This is a genomic window from Klebsiella sp. RCJ4, assembly GCF_009025755.1.
In the GTDB taxonomy this organism is placed as follows: domain Bacteria; phylum Pseudomonadota; class Gammaproteobacteria; order Enterobacterales; family Enterobacteriaceae; genus Klebsiella; species Klebsiella michiganensis.
In genome coordinates this window covers 123861-139585 of the sequence record NZ_WCIN01000023.1, presented here as the reverse complement: position 1 = coordinate 139585, position 15725 = coordinate 123861, and the positions used below count along the sequence as shown (strand labels likewise).

Annotated in this window: 16 protein-coding genes; 13 read left to right on the top strand and 3 right to left on the bottom strand. The window is 57.9% G+C overall.

What is annotated here, in order from left to right; genetic code table 11:
* Positions 1-143 precede the first annotated feature (143 nt).
* The gene (gene sixA / locus F8562_RS07075; RefSeq protein WP_014230284.1) at positions 144-629 is read left to right on the top strand and encodes a phosphohistidine phosphatase SixA; all 486 of its coding nucleotides are present in this window, start codon (positions 144-146) and stop codon (positions 627-629) included.
* Between the two features lie 19 nt (positions 630-648).
* Here the strand turns inward: sixA and smrB are convergent, their stop codons facing one another.
* Positions 649-1200 (bottom strand): endonuclease SmrB, encoded by a 552-nt coding sequence (gene smrB / locus F8562_RS07070; protein ID WP_004123257.1) that lies wholly within the window; start codon positions 1198-1200, stop codon positions 649-651.
* Between the two features lie 167 nt (positions 1201-1367).
* Between smrB and prmB the strand changes: the two genes are divergently transcribed.
* The 6 genes from prmB to F8562_RS07040 are packed head-to-tail and all read left to right on the top strand — an operon-like array spanning position 1368 to position 5918.
* Positions 1368-2300, top strand: a complete 933-nt coding sequence (gene prmB, locus F8562_RS07065) for a 50S ribosomal protein L3 N(5)-glutamine methyltransferase (RefSeq protein ID WP_009652591.1) — start codon at positions 1368-1370, stop codon at positions 2298-2300.
* Between the two features lie 37 nt (positions 2301-2337).
* Positions 2338-3426 carry a chorismate synthase gene (gene aroC / locus F8562_RS07060; RefSeq protein ID WP_014230282.1) on the top strand — a complete coding sequence of 363 codons (1089 nt, stop codon included), beginning with the start codon at positions 2338-2340 and terminating at the stop codon, positions 3424-3426.
* Positions 3427-4251, top strand: a complete 825-nt coding sequence (mepA, locus tag F8562_RS07055) for a penicillin-insensitive murein endopeptidase (RefSeq protein ID WP_014839139.1) — start codon at positions 3427-3429, stop codon at positions 4249-4251.
* The gene (locus F8562_RS07050) at positions 4251-5060 is read left to right on the top strand and encodes a sulfite exporter TauE/SafE family protein (protein WP_014230280.1); all 810 of its coding nucleotides are present in this window, start codon (positions 4251-4253) and stop codon (positions 5058-5060) included. Before mepA ends, F8562_RS07050 begins: the two co-directional genes overlap by 1 nt.
* Positions 5060-5608 (top strand): elongation factor P hydroxylase, encoded by a 549-nt coding sequence (locus F8562_RS07045; RefSeq protein ID WP_014230279.1) that lies wholly within the window; start codon positions 5060-5062, stop codon positions 5606-5608. Before F8562_RS07050 ends, F8562_RS07045 begins: the two co-directional genes overlap by 1 nt.
* Before the next feature lie 31 nt (positions 5609-5639).
* Positions 5640-5918 carry a YfcL family protein gene (locus F8562_RS07040; protein ID WP_014230278.1) on the top strand — a complete coding sequence of 93 codons (279 nt, stop codon included), beginning with the start codon at positions 5640-5642 and terminating at the stop codon, positions 5916-5918.
* A gap of 54 nt (positions 5919-5972) precedes the next feature.
* Here F8562_RS07040 and mnmC read toward each other — a convergent pair whose 3' ends face one another.
* Complete coding sequence (mnmC, locus tag F8562_RS07035; protein WP_094909364.1) at positions 5973-7961, bottom strand: bifunctional tRNA (5-methylaminomethyl-2-thiouridine)(34)-methyltransferase MnmD/FAD-dependent 5-carboxymethylaminomethyl-2-thiouridine(34) oxidoreductase MnmC; 1989 nt, start codon at positions 7959-7961, stop codon at positions 5973-5975.
* 158 nt (positions 7962-8119) lie between these two features.
* On the opposite strand from mnmC, the gene fabB reads away from it, so the two are divergent.
* On the top strand, positions 8120-9337 hold the full coding sequence (gene fabB / locus F8562_RS07030) for a beta-ketoacyl-ACP synthase I (protein WP_014230276.1): 1218 nt from the start codon (positions 8120-8122) through the stop codon (positions 9335-9337).
* A 204-nt stretch (positions 9338-9541) separates the two neighbouring features.
* Positions 9542-10717, top strand: a complete 1176-nt coding sequence (locus F8562_RS07025; protein WP_014839137.1) for an MFS transporter — start codon at positions 9542-9544, stop codon at positions 10715-10717.
* A gap of 39 nt (positions 10718-10756) precedes the next feature.
* Here the strand turns inward: F8562_RS07025 and flk are convergent, their stop codons facing one another.
* The gene (gene flk, locus F8562_RS07020; RefSeq protein WP_014839136.1) at positions 10757-11716 is read right to left on the bottom strand and encodes a flagella biosynthesis regulator Flk; all 960 of its coding nucleotides are present in this window, start codon (positions 11714-11716) and stop codon (positions 10757-10759) included.
* A 123-nt stretch (positions 11717-11839) separates the two neighbouring features.
* Between flk and pdxB the strand changes: the two genes are divergently transcribed.
* The 4 genes from pdxB (at position 11840) to F8562_RS07000 (ending at position 15551) form a co-directional block, all read left to right on the top strand.
* Positions 11840-12976, top strand: a complete 1137-nt coding sequence (gene pdxB / locus F8562_RS07015; RefSeq protein ID WP_009654654.1) for a 4-phosphoerythronate dehydrogenase PdxB — start codon at positions 11840-11842, stop codon at positions 12974-12976.
* Between the two features lie 62 nt (positions 12977-13038).
* Positions 13039-14052 (top strand): aspartate-semialdehyde dehydrogenase, encoded by a 1014-nt coding sequence (locus F8562_RS07010; protein WP_004852895.1) that lies wholly within the window; start codon positions 13039-13041, stop codon positions 14050-14052.
* On the top strand, positions 14052-14864 hold the full coding sequence (gene truA / locus F8562_RS07005) for a tRNA pseudouridine(38-40) synthase TruA (RefSeq protein WP_009654666.1): 813 nt from the start codon (positions 14052-14054) through the stop codon (positions 14862-14864). The genes F8562_RS07010 and truA overlap by 1 nt, the downstream gene beginning before the upstream one ends.
* A 27-nt stretch (positions 14865-14891) precedes the next feature.
* Complete coding sequence (locus F8562_RS07000; protein ID WP_004123217.1) at positions 14892-15551, top strand: DedA family protein; 660 nt, start codon at positions 14892-14894, stop codon at positions 15549-15551.
* Positions 15552-15725 lie beyond the last annotated feature (174 nt).

Below are 15725 nucleotides of genomic sequence, written 5' to 3'. Positions count from 1 at the left end.
GTTGACTATACTTACGCCATTGAGGTAAAAAACAGCGTTTCATTCGTTGAATGGATCAGGCACAATGCCCGGCCACCGGGTCACCTGCGTATCGTCTACGTGGGTAAGACCGCGGTGCTTCTGGTTAACAAAAGCGGTGCAATATGCAAGTTTTTATCATGCGTCACGGCGACGCTGCCCTCGATGCAGCCAGTGACTCGGTTCGTCCATTAACCGTCTGCGGTTGCGATGAGTCTCGTCAGATGGCTACCTGGCTGAAAGGTCAAAAAGTGGATATTGAGCGGGTTCTTGTGAGTCCCTACCTGCGTGCAGAACAGACGCTGGAAATTGTTGGGGAGTGCATGAATCTGCCAAAAGATGTCGACGTGATGCCGGAACTCACGCCGTGCGGCGACGTTGGCATGGTTAGCGCTTATCTGCAGGCGCTGGCGAATGAAGGTGTGGCGACGGCGCTGGTCGTGTCTCACCTCCCTCTGGTGGGGTACCTCGTCTCAGAGCTGTGCCCGGGGGAAACTCCCCCGATGTTCACCACTTCGGCGATTGCCTGCGTCACGCTTGATGCCAGCGGCAAAGGCGAATTCAACTGGCAAATGAGCCCCTGCAATTTGAAGATGGCGAAGGCTATCTGATTCCCTCCGGGGCTGACGTTTACGGAAGCTCCGGCGGTTGCCACTCTTCAACTTCAATCAGTACCAGCAGTGCGGCGTCTCCGCCGTACTCTTTTGGTGCCTGATGAAACGCCATAATATGCGGGTGCTGGGCCAGCCACAGCGGCGTTTGCTGTTTAAGAATATGCTTTCCATGCCCGTGCATCACGCAGGCGCAGAATACGTGCTCGCGACGGCAGGCGGCAATCAAGGCTCCCAGTTCCTGCTTGGCCTGCTGCTGGGTTAAACCGTGCAGGTCGAGAAACAGCTCCGGCGAATAATCACCCCGACGCAGCTTTTTCAGCTCAAAATGGCTGACGTCCGAGCGCACATACTTAACCGACCCTTCGGTATTCAGCAGCGGCTGAAACTCATCGGAAAAATAGTGGCTGTTATCCGCCTGCTCCTGGAGCAGCCGCTTGGGCGGTACTTCAGCGATTTTTTTACGCTGCGGGCGATGAACGATGGTGTCCTGCTTAATCTGACGCGTGCCGGTCATCAGCTGCCGGAACAATGCCTGATCCTCCTCGCTTAGCGATGTTTTCTTTTTCATTATCTGATCTCATTTTTTCTTTGTCGGTAGTTTACCCGACTCGCCACGCATCCAGGCAAGGAAAACCTATTTTTCCCCCTCCGCCTGACGTAAGAATGCTGATTTATCCCCGTCTTCGTGGCAAACTAGCCGCCGAATTTATAGCAGAGCGTGCCCTGGGGGATAGCGTGGATAAAATTTTTGTTGATGAAGCTGTGAATGAGCTTCATACCATTCAGGACATGCTGCGTTGGGCGGTAAGCCGCTTCAGCGCTGCAAATATCTGGTACGGACACGGCACCGATAACCCGTGGGATGAAGCCGTACAGCTGGTGATGCCTTCGCTGTATCTGCCGCTTGATATTCCGGAAGATATGCGTACCGCGCGTCTGACTTCCAGCGAAAAACATCGCATCGTTGAGCGCGTCATTCGCCGTATTAACGAGCGCATTCCGGTCGCTTATTTGACCAACAAAGCCTGGTTCTGCGGCCATGAGTTTTACGTCGATGAACGCGTGCTGGTGCCGCGCTCGCCGATTGGCGAACTCATTAACAACCATTTTTCCGGCCTGATTGACCACTATCCGCAGCACATCCTTGATATGTGCACCGGCAGCGGCTGTATCGCTATCGCCTGCGCTTACGCTTTCCCGGAAGCGGAAGTCGATGCGGTGGATATTTCCCCTGACGCGCTGGCCGTTACCGAGCAGAACGTGGAAGATCACGGTTTAATTCATAACGTTACGCCGATTCGCTCCGATCTGTTCCGCGATCTGCCGAAGGTGCAATACGATCTGATCGTGACCAATCCGCCGTACGTCGATGAAGAAGATATGTCCGACCTGCCGGGTGAATATCGCCATGAACCGGTCCTGGGGCTGGCTTCCGGAAGCGATGGCCTGAAGTTAACCCGTCGGATCCTCGCCTGCGCGCCGGATTATCTCAGCGATGACGGTATCCTGATTTGTGAAGTCGGTAACAGCATGGTACATCTGATGGAGCAATATCCTGACGTGCCATTTACCTGGCTGGAGTTTGAAAACGGCGGCGATGGCGTCTTTATGCTGACTAAACCGCAGCTGATTGCCGCCCGCGCGCATTTCGGTATTTATAAAGACTAAAACAACACGCAAACATAACGACAAAAACGGAGCCGTGATGGCAGGAAACACAATTGGACAACTCTTTCGCGTCACGACGTTCGGCGAGTCGCATGGCCTGGCGCTGGGCTGCATCGTTGACGGCGTGCCGCCAGGCATTCCGCTAACCGAAGCCGATCTCCAGCACGATCTCGATCGCCGTCGTCCGGGAACCTCACGCTATACCACCCAGCGTCGCGAGCCGGACCAGGTGAAGATCCTCTCCGGCGTATTCGAGGGGGTGACCACCGGGACCAGCATTGGCCTGCTGATTGAGAATACCGACCAGCGTTCTCAGGACTACGGCGCCATTAAGGACGTTTTCCGCCCGGGACACGCTGACTACACCTACGAGCAGAAATATGGCCTGCGCGACTATCGCGGCGGCGGTCGTTCCTCTGCGCGTGAAACCGCCATGCGCGTGGCCGCAGGGGCGATTGCCAAGAAATTCCTCGCCGCGAAATTTGGTATTGTGATTCGCGGTTGCCTGACCCAGATGGGCGATATCCCGCTGGCGATAAAAGCGTGGGATCAGGTAGAGCAGAACCCGTTCTTCTGCCCGGATCCGGACAAAATCGAAGCGCTTGATGAACTGATGCGCGGCCTGAAAAAAGAGGGCGACTCCATCGGGGCGAAGGTCACCGTGGTGGCCGATGGCGTACCGCCGGGACTGGGCGAGCCGGTATTCGACCGTCTGGATGCCGATATCGCGCACGCGCTGATGAGCATCAATGCGGTGAAGGGCGTGGAAATTGGCGATGGTTTTGAGGTGGTGAAGCTGCGCGGCAGCGAAAACCGCGATGAAATTACCAAAGCGGGCTTCCAGAGCAACCACGCGGGCGGCATTCTCGGCGGCATCAGCAGCGGTCAGCAGATCGTGGCGAATATCGCGCTGAAGCCGACCTCCAGCATCACCGTCCCGGGTCACACGATCAATCGCTTTGGCGAAGAAGTTGAGATGATCACCAAAGGGCGTCACGATCCTTGCGTCGGTATTCGTGCGGTACCTATTGCCGAAGCGATGCTGGCGATCGTGTTAATGGATCACTTTATGCGTCAGCGCGCGCAAAATGGCGACGTGACGACATCAATTCCACGCTGGTCATAGATGAAAAACACCGTTATCGCACTGCTGGCGCTCCTCGCCAGCGGTACCAGCCTGGCGGCGACGCCGTGGCAGAAAATTACGCAGCCCGTTAGCGGCAGCCCGCAGTCCATTGGCGCGTTTGCCAATGGCTGTATCGTTGGCGCGCAGGCGCTGCCGTTAAACGCCACTGGTTATCAGGTGATGCGTACCGATCAGAATCGCTACTTCGGCCATCCGGACCTCGTGCAGTTTATTCAGCGTCTGAGCAATCAGGCGCACAATAAAGGCATGGGAACGGTGCTGATTGGCGACATGGGTATGCCGGCCGGCGGGCGCTTTAACGGCGGCCACGCCAGCCATCAGTCCGGACTGGATGTCGATATTTTTCTTCAGCTGCCGCAGGCGCGTTGGAGTTCAGCTCAGCTGCTGAAGCCGCAGCCGCTGGACCTGGTGGCCCGCGACGGCAAACGCGTAGTGCCGTCGCTGTGGAGCCCGCAAATCAGCCAGCTGATTAAGATGGCGGCGCAAGATAGCGACGTTACGCGTATTTTCGTCAACCCGGCGATTAAGCAGCAGCTGTGCCTGGATGCCGGTAGCGATCGCGACTGGCTACGCAAAGTTCGCCCATGGTTCCAGCACCGAGCGCATATGCACGTGCGCCTGCGCTGCCCGGCCGACAGCCTCGAGTGTGAAGACCAGGCTCCGCCTCCGGCGGGCGATGGCTGCGGTGCGGAATTGCAAAGCTGGTTTGAACCCCCTAAGCCAGGATCAACCCCTCCTGTGAAGAAGACGCCGCCTCCGCTGCCGCCTTCCTGCCAGGCGCTACTGGATGAGCATATTCTTTAATGGATAGTTTTATCGACGTTTTTATGGTGTCACCGACGGTACTGGTCGTACTGTTTTTCGTGGCCATTCTGGCGGGATTTATCGATTCACTGGCGGGCGGCGGCGGGTTATTGACCGTCCCGGCCCTGATGGCGGCGGGTCTTCCCCCTGCGCAGGCGCTGGCCACCAACAAGCTGCAGGCCTGCGGCGGGTCGCTGTCCGCTTCGCTTTATTTCATCCGCCGCAAGGTGGTGAATCTTGCCGACCAGAAGCTCAATATTCTGATGACCTTTCTCGGCTCGACGGGCGGCGCGCTGCTGGTCCAGCACGTCCAGTCCGATATTCTCAAGCAGATACTGCCAATCCTGGTTATCGGCATTGGCCTCTATTTTCTGCTGATGCCGAAGCTCGGCGAAGAGGACCGGCAGCGACGTCTGTACGGTCTGCCGTTTGCCCTGGTGGCTGGCGGCTGCGTCGGTTTTTACGACGGTTTCTTTGGCCCGGGCGCCGGATCGTTTTACGCGCTGGCTTTCGTCACCCTCGCGGGGTTCAACCTGGCGAAATCGACCGCGCATGCAAAATTGCTTAACGCGACGTCTAACGTTGGCGGCCTGCTGTTGTTTATTATTGGCGGCAAGGTGATATGGGCTACCGGCTTTGTGATGCTGGCCGGGCAATTTATCGGCGCCCGTGCGGGATCGCGGCTGGTGCTGAGCAAAGGACAGTCACTGATTCGACCGATGATCGTCGTGGTGTCGGCGGTGATGAGTGCAAAACTGCTTTATGACAGCCATGGACAGGAGTTCCTCCAGTGGCTGGGGATGAACTAATGAACAGCACGCATAAATATGAACAGCTGATTGAAATTTTCGACGGCTGTTTTGCTGAAGATTTTAATACCCGTCTGATTAAAGGCGATGACGAACCGATCTATCTTCCGGCAGATGATGACGTGCCTTACAACCGTATCGTCTTTGCCCACGGCTTTTACGCCAGCGGACTGCACGAGATATCGCACTGGTGCATTGCCGGGAAGGCGCGACGTGAGCTGGTAGATTTCGGTTACTGGTACTGTCCGGACGGTCGCGACGCGATGACCCAGTCTCAATTTGAAGACGTTGAGGTGAAGCCTCAGGCGTTTGACTGGCTGTTTTGCGTGGCGGCGGGATACCCATTTAACGTCAGCTGCGACAACCTGGAAGGGGATTTTGAGCCCGATCGGATCGCTTTTCAGCGGCGCGTGCATGCCCAGGTAATGACCTATCTGGAGCAGGGGATCCCTGAGCGTCCCGCGCGTTTCATTCAGGCGCTGCAAGAATATTACCAAACGCCGCCCTTGACGGCAGAACAGTTCCCGTGGCCGGAAGACCTGCACTAAGGCCACACTTTACATACTATGAGGAAAGAAGATGATCGCGGAGTTTGAATCACGCATTCTGGCGTTAATTGATGATATGGTCGACCACGCCAGTGATGACGAACTGTTTGCCGGCGGTTATCTGCGCGGCCACCTGACGCTGGCGGTGGCCGAGCTGGAAGGAGAGGGCGAGCATACTGCGCAAGCGGTACATGACAAGGTATCCCGGAGCCTGGAAAAAGCCATCAGCGCGGGCGAACTGTCGCCGCCGGATCAGGTTCTGGTGCAGGAAATGTGGAACAGTTTGTACCAGAAGGCGATGCAGAAATAGTTCTGCCCTCCGCCAAAGCCCGGCATTCGCTCAGCCGGGCTCTATTTCCCGCAATTATTTCACCGCTTTCCCTTTCAGCAGTTTTCTTACCCACAGTCGGTTAGGATTCAGCGCCGCCAGCGTTTCTTGATCCATGGGTAATGGCTCATTGCTCATTTGCGACGCCAGAATTTCAGCCGCCAGCGGCGCGGAGCACAGGCCGCGCGAGCCCAGAGCTCCCAGCATATACAGGTTGCGGTAAACCGGCGCTTCTCCGGCCTGCTCCTGACGTTCAGCCAGAGAGGCATATTCGCGTAAGGTGGCCTCATAATCAGGCACGTTGCCGACCATCGGCAAATGATCGCGGGTTGCGCAGCGCACGCCGCTGCGGGCCTGATTAGCGCCCACGTCTACCTCCCGCGTCCATTCCGCCTGCGGGAAACAGTCAATCAGGCGCTGACGATTCTGCTGCTGATCCTCGGCGCTAAACGCGGCCTCTGCCTGTCCGCGGTGGTAGCTTGCGCCAATGCAGTGTTGCTGATTATGCGGGTTTTGCGGCGTCAGGTAGCCGTTGTAGCACAGGACCTGGCGCAATTTCGATAGCCCTGGCGTCGTCGGAATATGGCTAACCTGACCGGCAACCGGGTACATGGGAAGATGCTCCGTCTGGCTAAAGCGGGTCAGCTGATGGCCGTTGGCCAGCACCACGACCTCGTGGTACTGCCGCTGGTTTAATTGCCAGCCGTTGTTGTCTGCGCTGAGATCCGTGACCGGATAATCGTAGCGCACGCGCAATCCGCGAGTGGCGGCGAGGGCCAGCAGTTCAGCGGTTAACTGCTGCGGACAAAGCCAGCCGCCGGCAGGATAGGCGATGCCCCCGCAGCCGGTTTCCACACCGGTTTGTTGCGCAGTGGTTCGGGCGTCCACGGCGACGGCGATTTCCGGCGGCAGGTTAAGCGCAATCATCTGGGCGATTTTCTGTGCGCTTTTCGTATCCCAGCCCAGCTGCGTCACGCCGCACCAGTCATGATCGAACATCACCGGCAGAGCGTCATACAGGCGGCGGGCGAAAGTAAATGCCGCCGGGAAGAAGCGGGCCAGGGCGGGATCGTGCTGGCTGAGCAGCGGATAGAGCGCGCCCTGGCGGTTTCCGGATGCGCCTTCAGCCGGCGCGCTGTCGGCGCAGTATAACGTTACCTGCCATCCGCGGCGCAGCAGCGCCAGCGCGAGCAGGGCGCTGGCGATCCCCCCGCCGATAATCGCGGCATCGCGCTGTTCCGTACCGCTGCGGGCAAACCACGGCGCGCGCGCGGGGATCTCCGGCGTTTCACGCATTTCGCCGGTCAGCATTTCGCGCTTGCGGCCAAAACCCTTGCGCTTCTGCATGCTGAAACCGGCCTCCTGCAGGCCGCGGCGCACAAAGCCGGCGGAGGTGAAGGTGGCCAGGGTACCGCCGGGTCTTGCCAGACGAGCCATCGCCGCAAACAGCTCCGCCGTCCACATGTCCGGGTTTTTTGCCGGGGCAAAGCCATCAAGAAACCAGGCGTCCACCTGCTGATTAAGCGAATCATCGAGCTCGTTGGTCAGTTCATTAATATCGCCAAACCACAAATCCAGCGTGACCCGCCCTTCATCCAGCAGCAGACGATGGCAGCCAGCGATGGGCAGAGGCCACTGCGCCTGCAGCAGCTCGGCCCAGGTTGCAAGCTCCGGCCAGCGCTGGTGGGCAAGGCGCAGGTCCTCCGCTTTCAGCGGAAATTTTTCGAAACTGATGAAATGTAATCTTTGCAGGGTAGCTTCTGGGTTATCGCGGTGAAAAACGTCAAACGCCTGCCACAGCGTGAGGAAATTCAGGCCGGTACCGAACCCGCTTTCGGCAACCACAAAGAACGGACGTGCATGCTCAGGGAAGCGTTCCTTGAGCTGGTTTCCGTCGAGGAAAACGTAGCGCGTCTCTTCCAGACCGTTGTCATTGGAAAAGTAGACATCGTCAAAATCTCGGGAAACAGGTGTACCCTCAGCGTTGAATTCCAGGTTGGCGGGTTGTATGGCGTTTTGTTTCACGTAAGTTACTCGAATCACAAGGCGTAGAACGATCTTAACGATGTGTGCCTGAGGGCGCAAATTTATACACAAATTGGCTGATCGGACTTGTTCGGCGTACAAGTGTACGCTATTGTGCGACTCGAAACTTAATATAGTGCGACTTACAGAGGTATTGAATGAAACGTGCAGTGATTACTGGCCTGGGCATCGTTTCCAGTATTGGTAATAACCAGCAGGAAGTCCTGGCATCTCTGCGTGAAGGACGCTCCGGGATCACTTTCTCTGAAGAGTTTAAAGATTCAGGAATGCGCAGCCACGTATGGGGCAACGTCAAACTGGACACCACCGGCTTGATCGACCGTAAAGTGGTTCGTTTCATGAACGATGCCTCTATCTATTCCTATCTTTCCATGCAGCAGGCAATTGAAGATGCTGGCCTGAAAGATGAAGTCTATCAGCAAAACCCGCGCGTGGGCCTGATTGCCGGTTCTGGCGGTTCTTCTAAATCTCAGGTTTTCGGCGCTGATGCAATGCGCAGCCCGCGCGGTCTGAAAGCGGTTGGCCCCTACGTGGTGACCAAAGCGATGGCGTCCGCGGTATCCGCTTGCCTTGCAACACCGTTCAAAATCTACGGCGTGAACTACTCCATCAGCTCCGCCTGTGCGACTTCCGCCCACTGCATCGGTAACGCTGTTGAACAAATCCAGCTGGGCAAACAGGACATCGTGTTTGCCGGCGGCGGCGAAGAGCTGTGCTGGGAAATGGCGTGTGAATTCGACGCGATGGGCGCGCTGTCCACCAAATACAACGAAACGCCAGAAAAAGCGTCTCGTACCTATGACACCCACCGTGATGGTTTCGTTATCGCGGGCGGCGGCGGTATGGTTGTGGTTGAAGAGCTGGAACATGCTCTGGCGCGCGGCGCGCACATCTATGCTGAAATCGTTGGCTACGGCGCAACGTCCGATGGCGCAGACATGGTTGCCCCGTCCGGTGAAGGTGCGGTTCGCTGCATGAAGATGGCGATGGACGGCGTTGACACACCGATTGACTACCTGAACTCCCACGGTACTTCTACTCCGGTAGGCGATGTGAAGGAGCTGGGGGCGATTCGTGAAGTCTTCGGTGATAACAGCCCAGCGATCTCCGCGACCAAAGCGATGACCGGCCACTCCCTGGGCGCCGCTGGCGTACAGGAAGCTATCTACTCCCTGCTGATGCTGGAACACGGCTTTATTGCGCCGAGCATCAACATCGAAGAGATGGACGAGCAGGCCGCCGGCCTGAATATCGTGACCGAGCCGACCGAACGCGCGCTGACGACCGTGATGTCTAACAGCTTCGGCTTTGGCGGGACTAACGCCACGCTGGTCATGCGCAAATACCGCGCATAACGAACACGCTTTACAAGGGGAGCCAACGGGCTCCCTTTTTTGTATTCTTGACAGACCCCCGGGAGAAAAGGCAAACTCCTGGCACAACATTATTCTCTCAGATAATGCGTAAGCGTTTAACGTCATCCAACGCGCCTTAACCCTGATAATCAGGTGGAGAGGGCGTGGTCTCACCTCGCCTTACTCTGCGAACTGGAGTAAAGCATGTCCGCAGTCACTGAAACAAAACGCACTCCTTCAGCGAATGGTTCGCTGTTTCGGATCACGTTCGCCGTTTTTCTCACCTATATGACCGTCGGCCTGCCGCTACCGGTTATCCCTTTGTTTGTCCATCAGGAACTGGGATTTGGCAATACCATGGTTGGCGTCGCCGTCGGTATCCAGTTTCTGGCGACCGTATTAACCCGCGGCTATGCCGGCCGCCTTGCCGATCAGTACGGCGCCAAACGCTCTGTCCTGCAGGGGATGTTGGCCTGCGCGCTGGCGGGGGGCGCCTGGCTGTGCGCCGCGCTGCTGCCGGTGCCGGTCATGGCGAAGTTTGGCCTGCTGGTGCTTGGCCGTCTGATCCTGGGTTTTGGTGAAAGCCAGCTGCTCACCGGTAATTTAAGCTGGGGGATGGGGCTGGTGGGGCCCATGCGCTCCGGTAAAGTCATGTCGTGGAACGGTATGGCGATATACGGCTCTCTGGCGGCCGGGGCGCCGCTGGGGCTGCTGATCTACAGCTATTACGGCGTCGCGGCGCTGGCCTGCGTCACCATGGTGCTGCCGTTAGTGGCCTGGGCGATTAACGGCACGGTGCGTAAAATTCCTGCTCACGGCGGCGAGCGGCCGTCGCTGTGGAGCGTGGTGGGAATGATCTGGCGGCCCGGTATCGGTCTTGGCCTTCAGGGCGTCGGCTTCGCGGTAATTGGCACATTTGTCTCTTTGTATTTCGCCAGCAACGGCTGGGCGATGGCCGGTTTTACGCTGACCGCGTTTGGCGGGGCGTTTGTCCTGATGCGCGTACTGTTTGGCTGGATGCCGGACCGCTTCGGCGGGGTGAAAGTGGCCATCGTTTCGCTGCTGATTGAAGCGATAGGCCTGGCGCTGCTCTGGCAGGCGCCCAATGCCTGGATCGCGCTGGCGGGGGCGGCGCTCACCGGCTGCGGATGCTCGCTTATCTTCCCGGCGCTGGGCGTCGAGGTCGTGAAGCGGGTACCGCCGCAGGTACGAGGAACGGCGCTTGGCGGCTATGCCGCGTTTCAGGATATCTCTTACGGCGTCACCGGCCCGCTTACCGGGCTGCTGGCGACGTCGTTAGGCTACTCTTCCGTCTTCCTGGCCGCGGCAATATGCGCCGTGCTGGGGATCCTGGTTAGCCTGGTGTCGCTGCGTAAGTAGCGCTTCATTCGGCCCGGCATGCGGGCCGATGATATCTCCTTAAATCACCAGCCACAGCAGGGCAAGCACCACGATAGCTGCCAGCGCGATAACCCATGGTTTTTTCAATACCAGCCACGGTGAGGCGGGAGGCGCCTGAACCGGCGGGATCGCCAGCGTCTCCTGGGCTCTGGCGACCCTGAGCACGAAAATTTTGTTGAGCAGCGTCAGCAGCTGCGCCGCGCTGAGCGGCGTTTTCGCCGTCGCGTGCCAGTGGGTTTGGGCAAAATCCATCACTCTTTGCCATTCCGCGGCTTCAAGCGGCTGTTTTAATGCGGCCTGCAGCGAGGTCAGCGTCGGCGCAGCCTGCGAACTGAGCGTTTGCCGGGCATGTAGCCAGTACGAGAGGGGAGTGAAGTGGGTCGCCGGGATCAGCTCTCCGCTCTTGACGCCGCTTAGCTCCAGCATGGATTGCCAGATAAGCTTGCTGGACTCGCCGGTGGCCGCCGCGAGTCTGGTCACCTGCTGATTGAGCGTGTTGTGCTCCGCGGGCAGCAGCGGACGATGCGTTGGCGGGCGCTGCTGCGGCTGAGGAATCGAGAGCTGGCCGCTTTGCAGGAGCTGCAGAACATTCTCCAGCTGCGGCTGGGACAAGGCATGCAGGGCGGTTTGACCGTCATGCTGACGAATATAATCGCTGACCGCCTGGCGATTGTTGCCCTGATTCAGCAGCTCGCTCAGCTGCGCCAGGATTTGCCGACGGTGATGATTTTGCTGGGCGAGGATTAGGCGCTGGTTCAGGCTGTTCTCGGCGGCGGCAAAATGGCTTGCCAGCAGCGGCGCGTCGTTTTTCAGGCTCAGATCGTGTTTTACGCAGGCCCACACTTCCGCATTTTGCTGGGATGTTAAAGCCACCAGGCGCGTAATGAGCCGCTCAAGCGCGGTACGCTGCTGAGTGGTGAGCGGAGGTTCGCCTGAGCCCGGAGGGCGATCGGACATACCTGAAACGGGTTGCGTCATGATTAATCCTTTGCGTATTGCTGTACTAAATTACTGTACTAAGGGCCGGGTGGTGATGTTCCTGGCGGGCAGATTATGGCACACTTCCCCGGTTTACTCTCGCTCTCAGACAGGTACTGAACCGTGAAAATCCTCGTTGATGAAAATATGCCCTATGCGCGCGAGCTTTTTAGCCGCCTGGGGGAAGTGAAGGCCGTTGCAGGTCGCCCTGTCCCGGTTGAAGCGCTGAATGACGCCGATGCGCTGATGGTGCGATCCGTCACCAAAGTTAACGAAGCGCTACTTTCTGGCAAAGCGATCAAATTTGTTGGCACCGCGACGGCGGGTACCGATCATGTCGATCAGGCGTGGCTACAGCAGGCGGGAATCGGTTTTTCCGCGGCGCCGGGCTGCAACGCTATCGCGGTGGTGGAATATGTGTTTTCCGCGCTGCTCATGCTGGCCGAGCGTGACGGTTTTGCGCTGGCCGACCGTACCGTCGGGATCGTGGGCGTCGGCAACGTGGGCGGGCGTCTGCAAAAACGCCTTGAGGCGCTGGGAATCAAAACGCTGCTCTGCGATCCGCCGCGCGCCGATCGCGGCGACGAGGGGGATTTCCGCTCCCTTGACGAGCTGGTGCAGGACGCGGACATTTTGACGTTCCATACCCCGCTCTATAAGGAAGGGCAGTACAAAACGCTGCACCTGGCGGATGAGGCGCTGATTCGCCGCCTGAAGCCGGGGACGATTTTAATCAACGCCTGCCGTGGTCCGGTGGTGGATAACGCCGCGCTGCTGCAGCGGCTGCAGGCCGGGCAGGCATTAAGCGTGGTGCTGGATGTCTGGGAGCCGGAGCCGGATCTGAATACCGAATTGCTCAAGCGGGTGGATATTGGTACGCCGCATATTGCCGGCTATACCCTTGAAGGCAAAGCGCGCGGTACGACGCAGGTTTTTGAGGCCTACAGCGCGTTTATTGGTCATCCACAGCAGGTGGCGCTGGACACGTTGCTACCGGCGCCGGAGTTTGGCCGCATTACGCTGCACGGGCCGCTCGATCAGGCAACGCTAAAACGGCTGGCGCATTTGGTGTATGATGTGCGCCGCGATGATGCGCCGCTGCGAAAAGTCGCGGGCGCTGCGGGCGAGTTCGACAAACTGCGCAAAAATTATCAGGAACGCCGTGAATGGTCTTCGCTGTACGTACAGTGCAGCGATGCGCAGGCGGCGACGCTGTTGCGCCAGCTGGGCTTTAACGCCGTTCATCATCCTGTTCGTTAATATCATCTTAATGCTCCTGCTGGATAATCCGGCAGGGCCGCTTTTTTCTGGAGTACACCACCATGTCTGAAGGCTGGAATATTGCCGTACTGGGCGCAACGGGCGCCGTAGGCGAAGCCCTGTTCGAAACGCTTGCCGATCGTCAGTTCCCGGTGGGGGATATTTATGCGCTGGCGCGTAGCGATAGCGCCGGTGAACATCTGCGTTTTTCGGGCAAGTCGGTTATCGTTCAGGATGCGGCGGAATTTGACTGGACCCAGGCCCAGCTGGCCTTTTTTGCCGCCGGTGTAGAGGCCTCCGCCGCGTATATCGAAGACGCCACTAACGCGGGCTGCCTGGTGATTGATTTAAGCGGTCTGTTTGCGCTGGAGCCGGACGTGCCGCTGGTGGTACCGGATGTTAACCCGTTCGTACTGGCGGATTACCGCAATCGTAACGTTATCTCGGTCGCGAATAGCCTGACCAGCCAGCTGCTGTCGGCGTTGAAACCGTTGATCGATCGGGGCGGCCTGGCGCGTATCAGCGTGACCAGCCTGCTTTCCGCTTCCGCTCACGGTAAAAAAGCGGTCGATGCCCTCGCGGGGCAGAGCGCCAAATTGCTTAACGGTATTCCGATCGACGAAGATGATTTCTTCGGTCGTCAGCTGGCGTTCAACATGCTGCCGCTGCTGCCCGATCGTGAAGGAAGCGTGCGTGAAGAGCGCCGTATCGTCGATGAGGTCCGCAAAATCCTGCAGGATGATGGCCTGATGATCTCCGCAAACGTCGTTCAGTCGCCGGTGTTTTACGGCCACGCGCAGATGGTGAGTTTTGAAGCGCAGCGTCCGCTGGCCGCCGAAGAGGCGCGCGATGCCTTTAGCCTTGGCGAAGATATCGAACTGTCCGAGGAGGGCGAGTTCCCGACGCAGGTCGGCGATGCTTCCGGTAACGCCCGCCTCTCCGTCGGCTGCGTGCATAACGACTACGGTATGCCTGAGCAGGTGCAGTTCTGGTCCGTCGCCGATAACGTCCGTTTTGGCGGCGCGCTGATGGCGGTGAAAATCGCTGAGAAGCTGGTTCAGGAGTATTTGTACTGATGTCTGAGATGGAGCAGCCGCCGGTCTACAAAATCGCGCTGGGCATCGAATACGATGGCAGCAAGTACTACGGCTGGCAGCGGCAGAACGAAGTCCGCAGCGTACAGGAGAAGCTGGAAAAGGCGCTCTCGCAGGTAGCGAACGAGCCTGTTAACGTTTTTTGCGCGGGCCGTACGGATGCTGGCGTTCACGGTACCGGTCAGGTCGTGCATTTTGAAACCCGCGCGCAGCGTCAGGATGCCGCATGGACGCTGGGCGTAAATGCGAATTTGCCCGGCGATATTGCGGTGCGCTGGGTAAAGCCGGTTCCACCAGATTTTCATGCCCGCTTCAGCGCCACGGCGCGTCGCTATCGTTATGTTATCTATAATCATCGTCTGCGGCCGGCGGTATTGAGCCGCGGCGTAACCCATTATTACCTCCCGCTGGATGCGGAGCGGATGCAGCGCGCCGCTCAGTGTCTGCTGGGAGAGAATGATTTCACCTCGTTTCGTGCGGTACAGTGCCAGTCGCGCACGCCGTGGCGCAACGTGATGCATATTAACGTCACCCGTTATGGTGCATATGTGGTGGTGGACATCAAAGCGAATGCCTTTGTACATCATATGGTAAGGAACATTGTCGGCAGTCTGATGGAAGTAGGTGCCGGTAACCAGCCAGAGAGCTGGATTGCAGAACTTCTGGCGGCAAAAGACAGGACGCTTGCCGCCGCAACGGCAAAGGCGGAAGGATTGTATCTGGTGTCGGTGGACTATCCGGCACACTACGACCTCCCGGTCATGCCGATGGGCCCGCTGTTTCTGGCGGACTAACCGGGTTATTAAGGGCTAACGCAAACTATGGACCTGATTCACTTTTTAATTGATTTTATCCTGCATATTGATGTGCATCTGGCTGAGCTGGTCGCGGAGTACGGCATTTGGGTATACGCGATTTTATTTTTGATTCTGTTCTGCGAAACTGGCCTGGTGGTCACGCCGTTCCTGCCGGGGGATTCGCTGCTGTTTGTGGCAGGTGCGCTCTCCGCGCTGCCGACCAACGATCTCAACGTGCATTTAATGGTGCTGCTGATGGTCATTGCCGCGATTGTTGGCGATGCCTTGAACTACACGATTGGCCGGCTGTTTGGCGAAAAGCTCTTCAGTAATCCCAATTCGAAAATTTTCCGCCGCAGCTACCTGGATAAGACCCATAGCTTCTACGAACGCCACGGCGGTAAGACCATCATCCTGGCCCGTTTCGTGCCGATCGTCAGAACGTTTGCGCCGTTTGTGGCGGGAATGGGGCATATGTCCTATCGTCATTTTGCGATGTATAACGTTGTTGGCGCGCTGCTGTGGGTACTGTTATTTACCTACGCGGGTTATCTGTTCGGCGATTTGCCGATCGTCCAGGAAAACCTTAAGCTGCTGATCGTGGCGATTATCGTCCTGTCCGTATTGCCGGGCGTGATTGAAGTCATCCGCCACAAGCGGGCGGCGGCGAAACAGGCGAAATAACGCGGCGACGATCTTCGGGCGGTATGCCGCCGCCCGAAGAGTGAAGTGTGAGCGGTTCGACCACTTTTTTATCCCATGTTACGGGATGTTATGATTTAATGTGCAACATTCATGGTCTGTGAGGGGCAAAAATGGCATTATGCGCCCCTTGCGACAAAACTGGCATCGACCAGG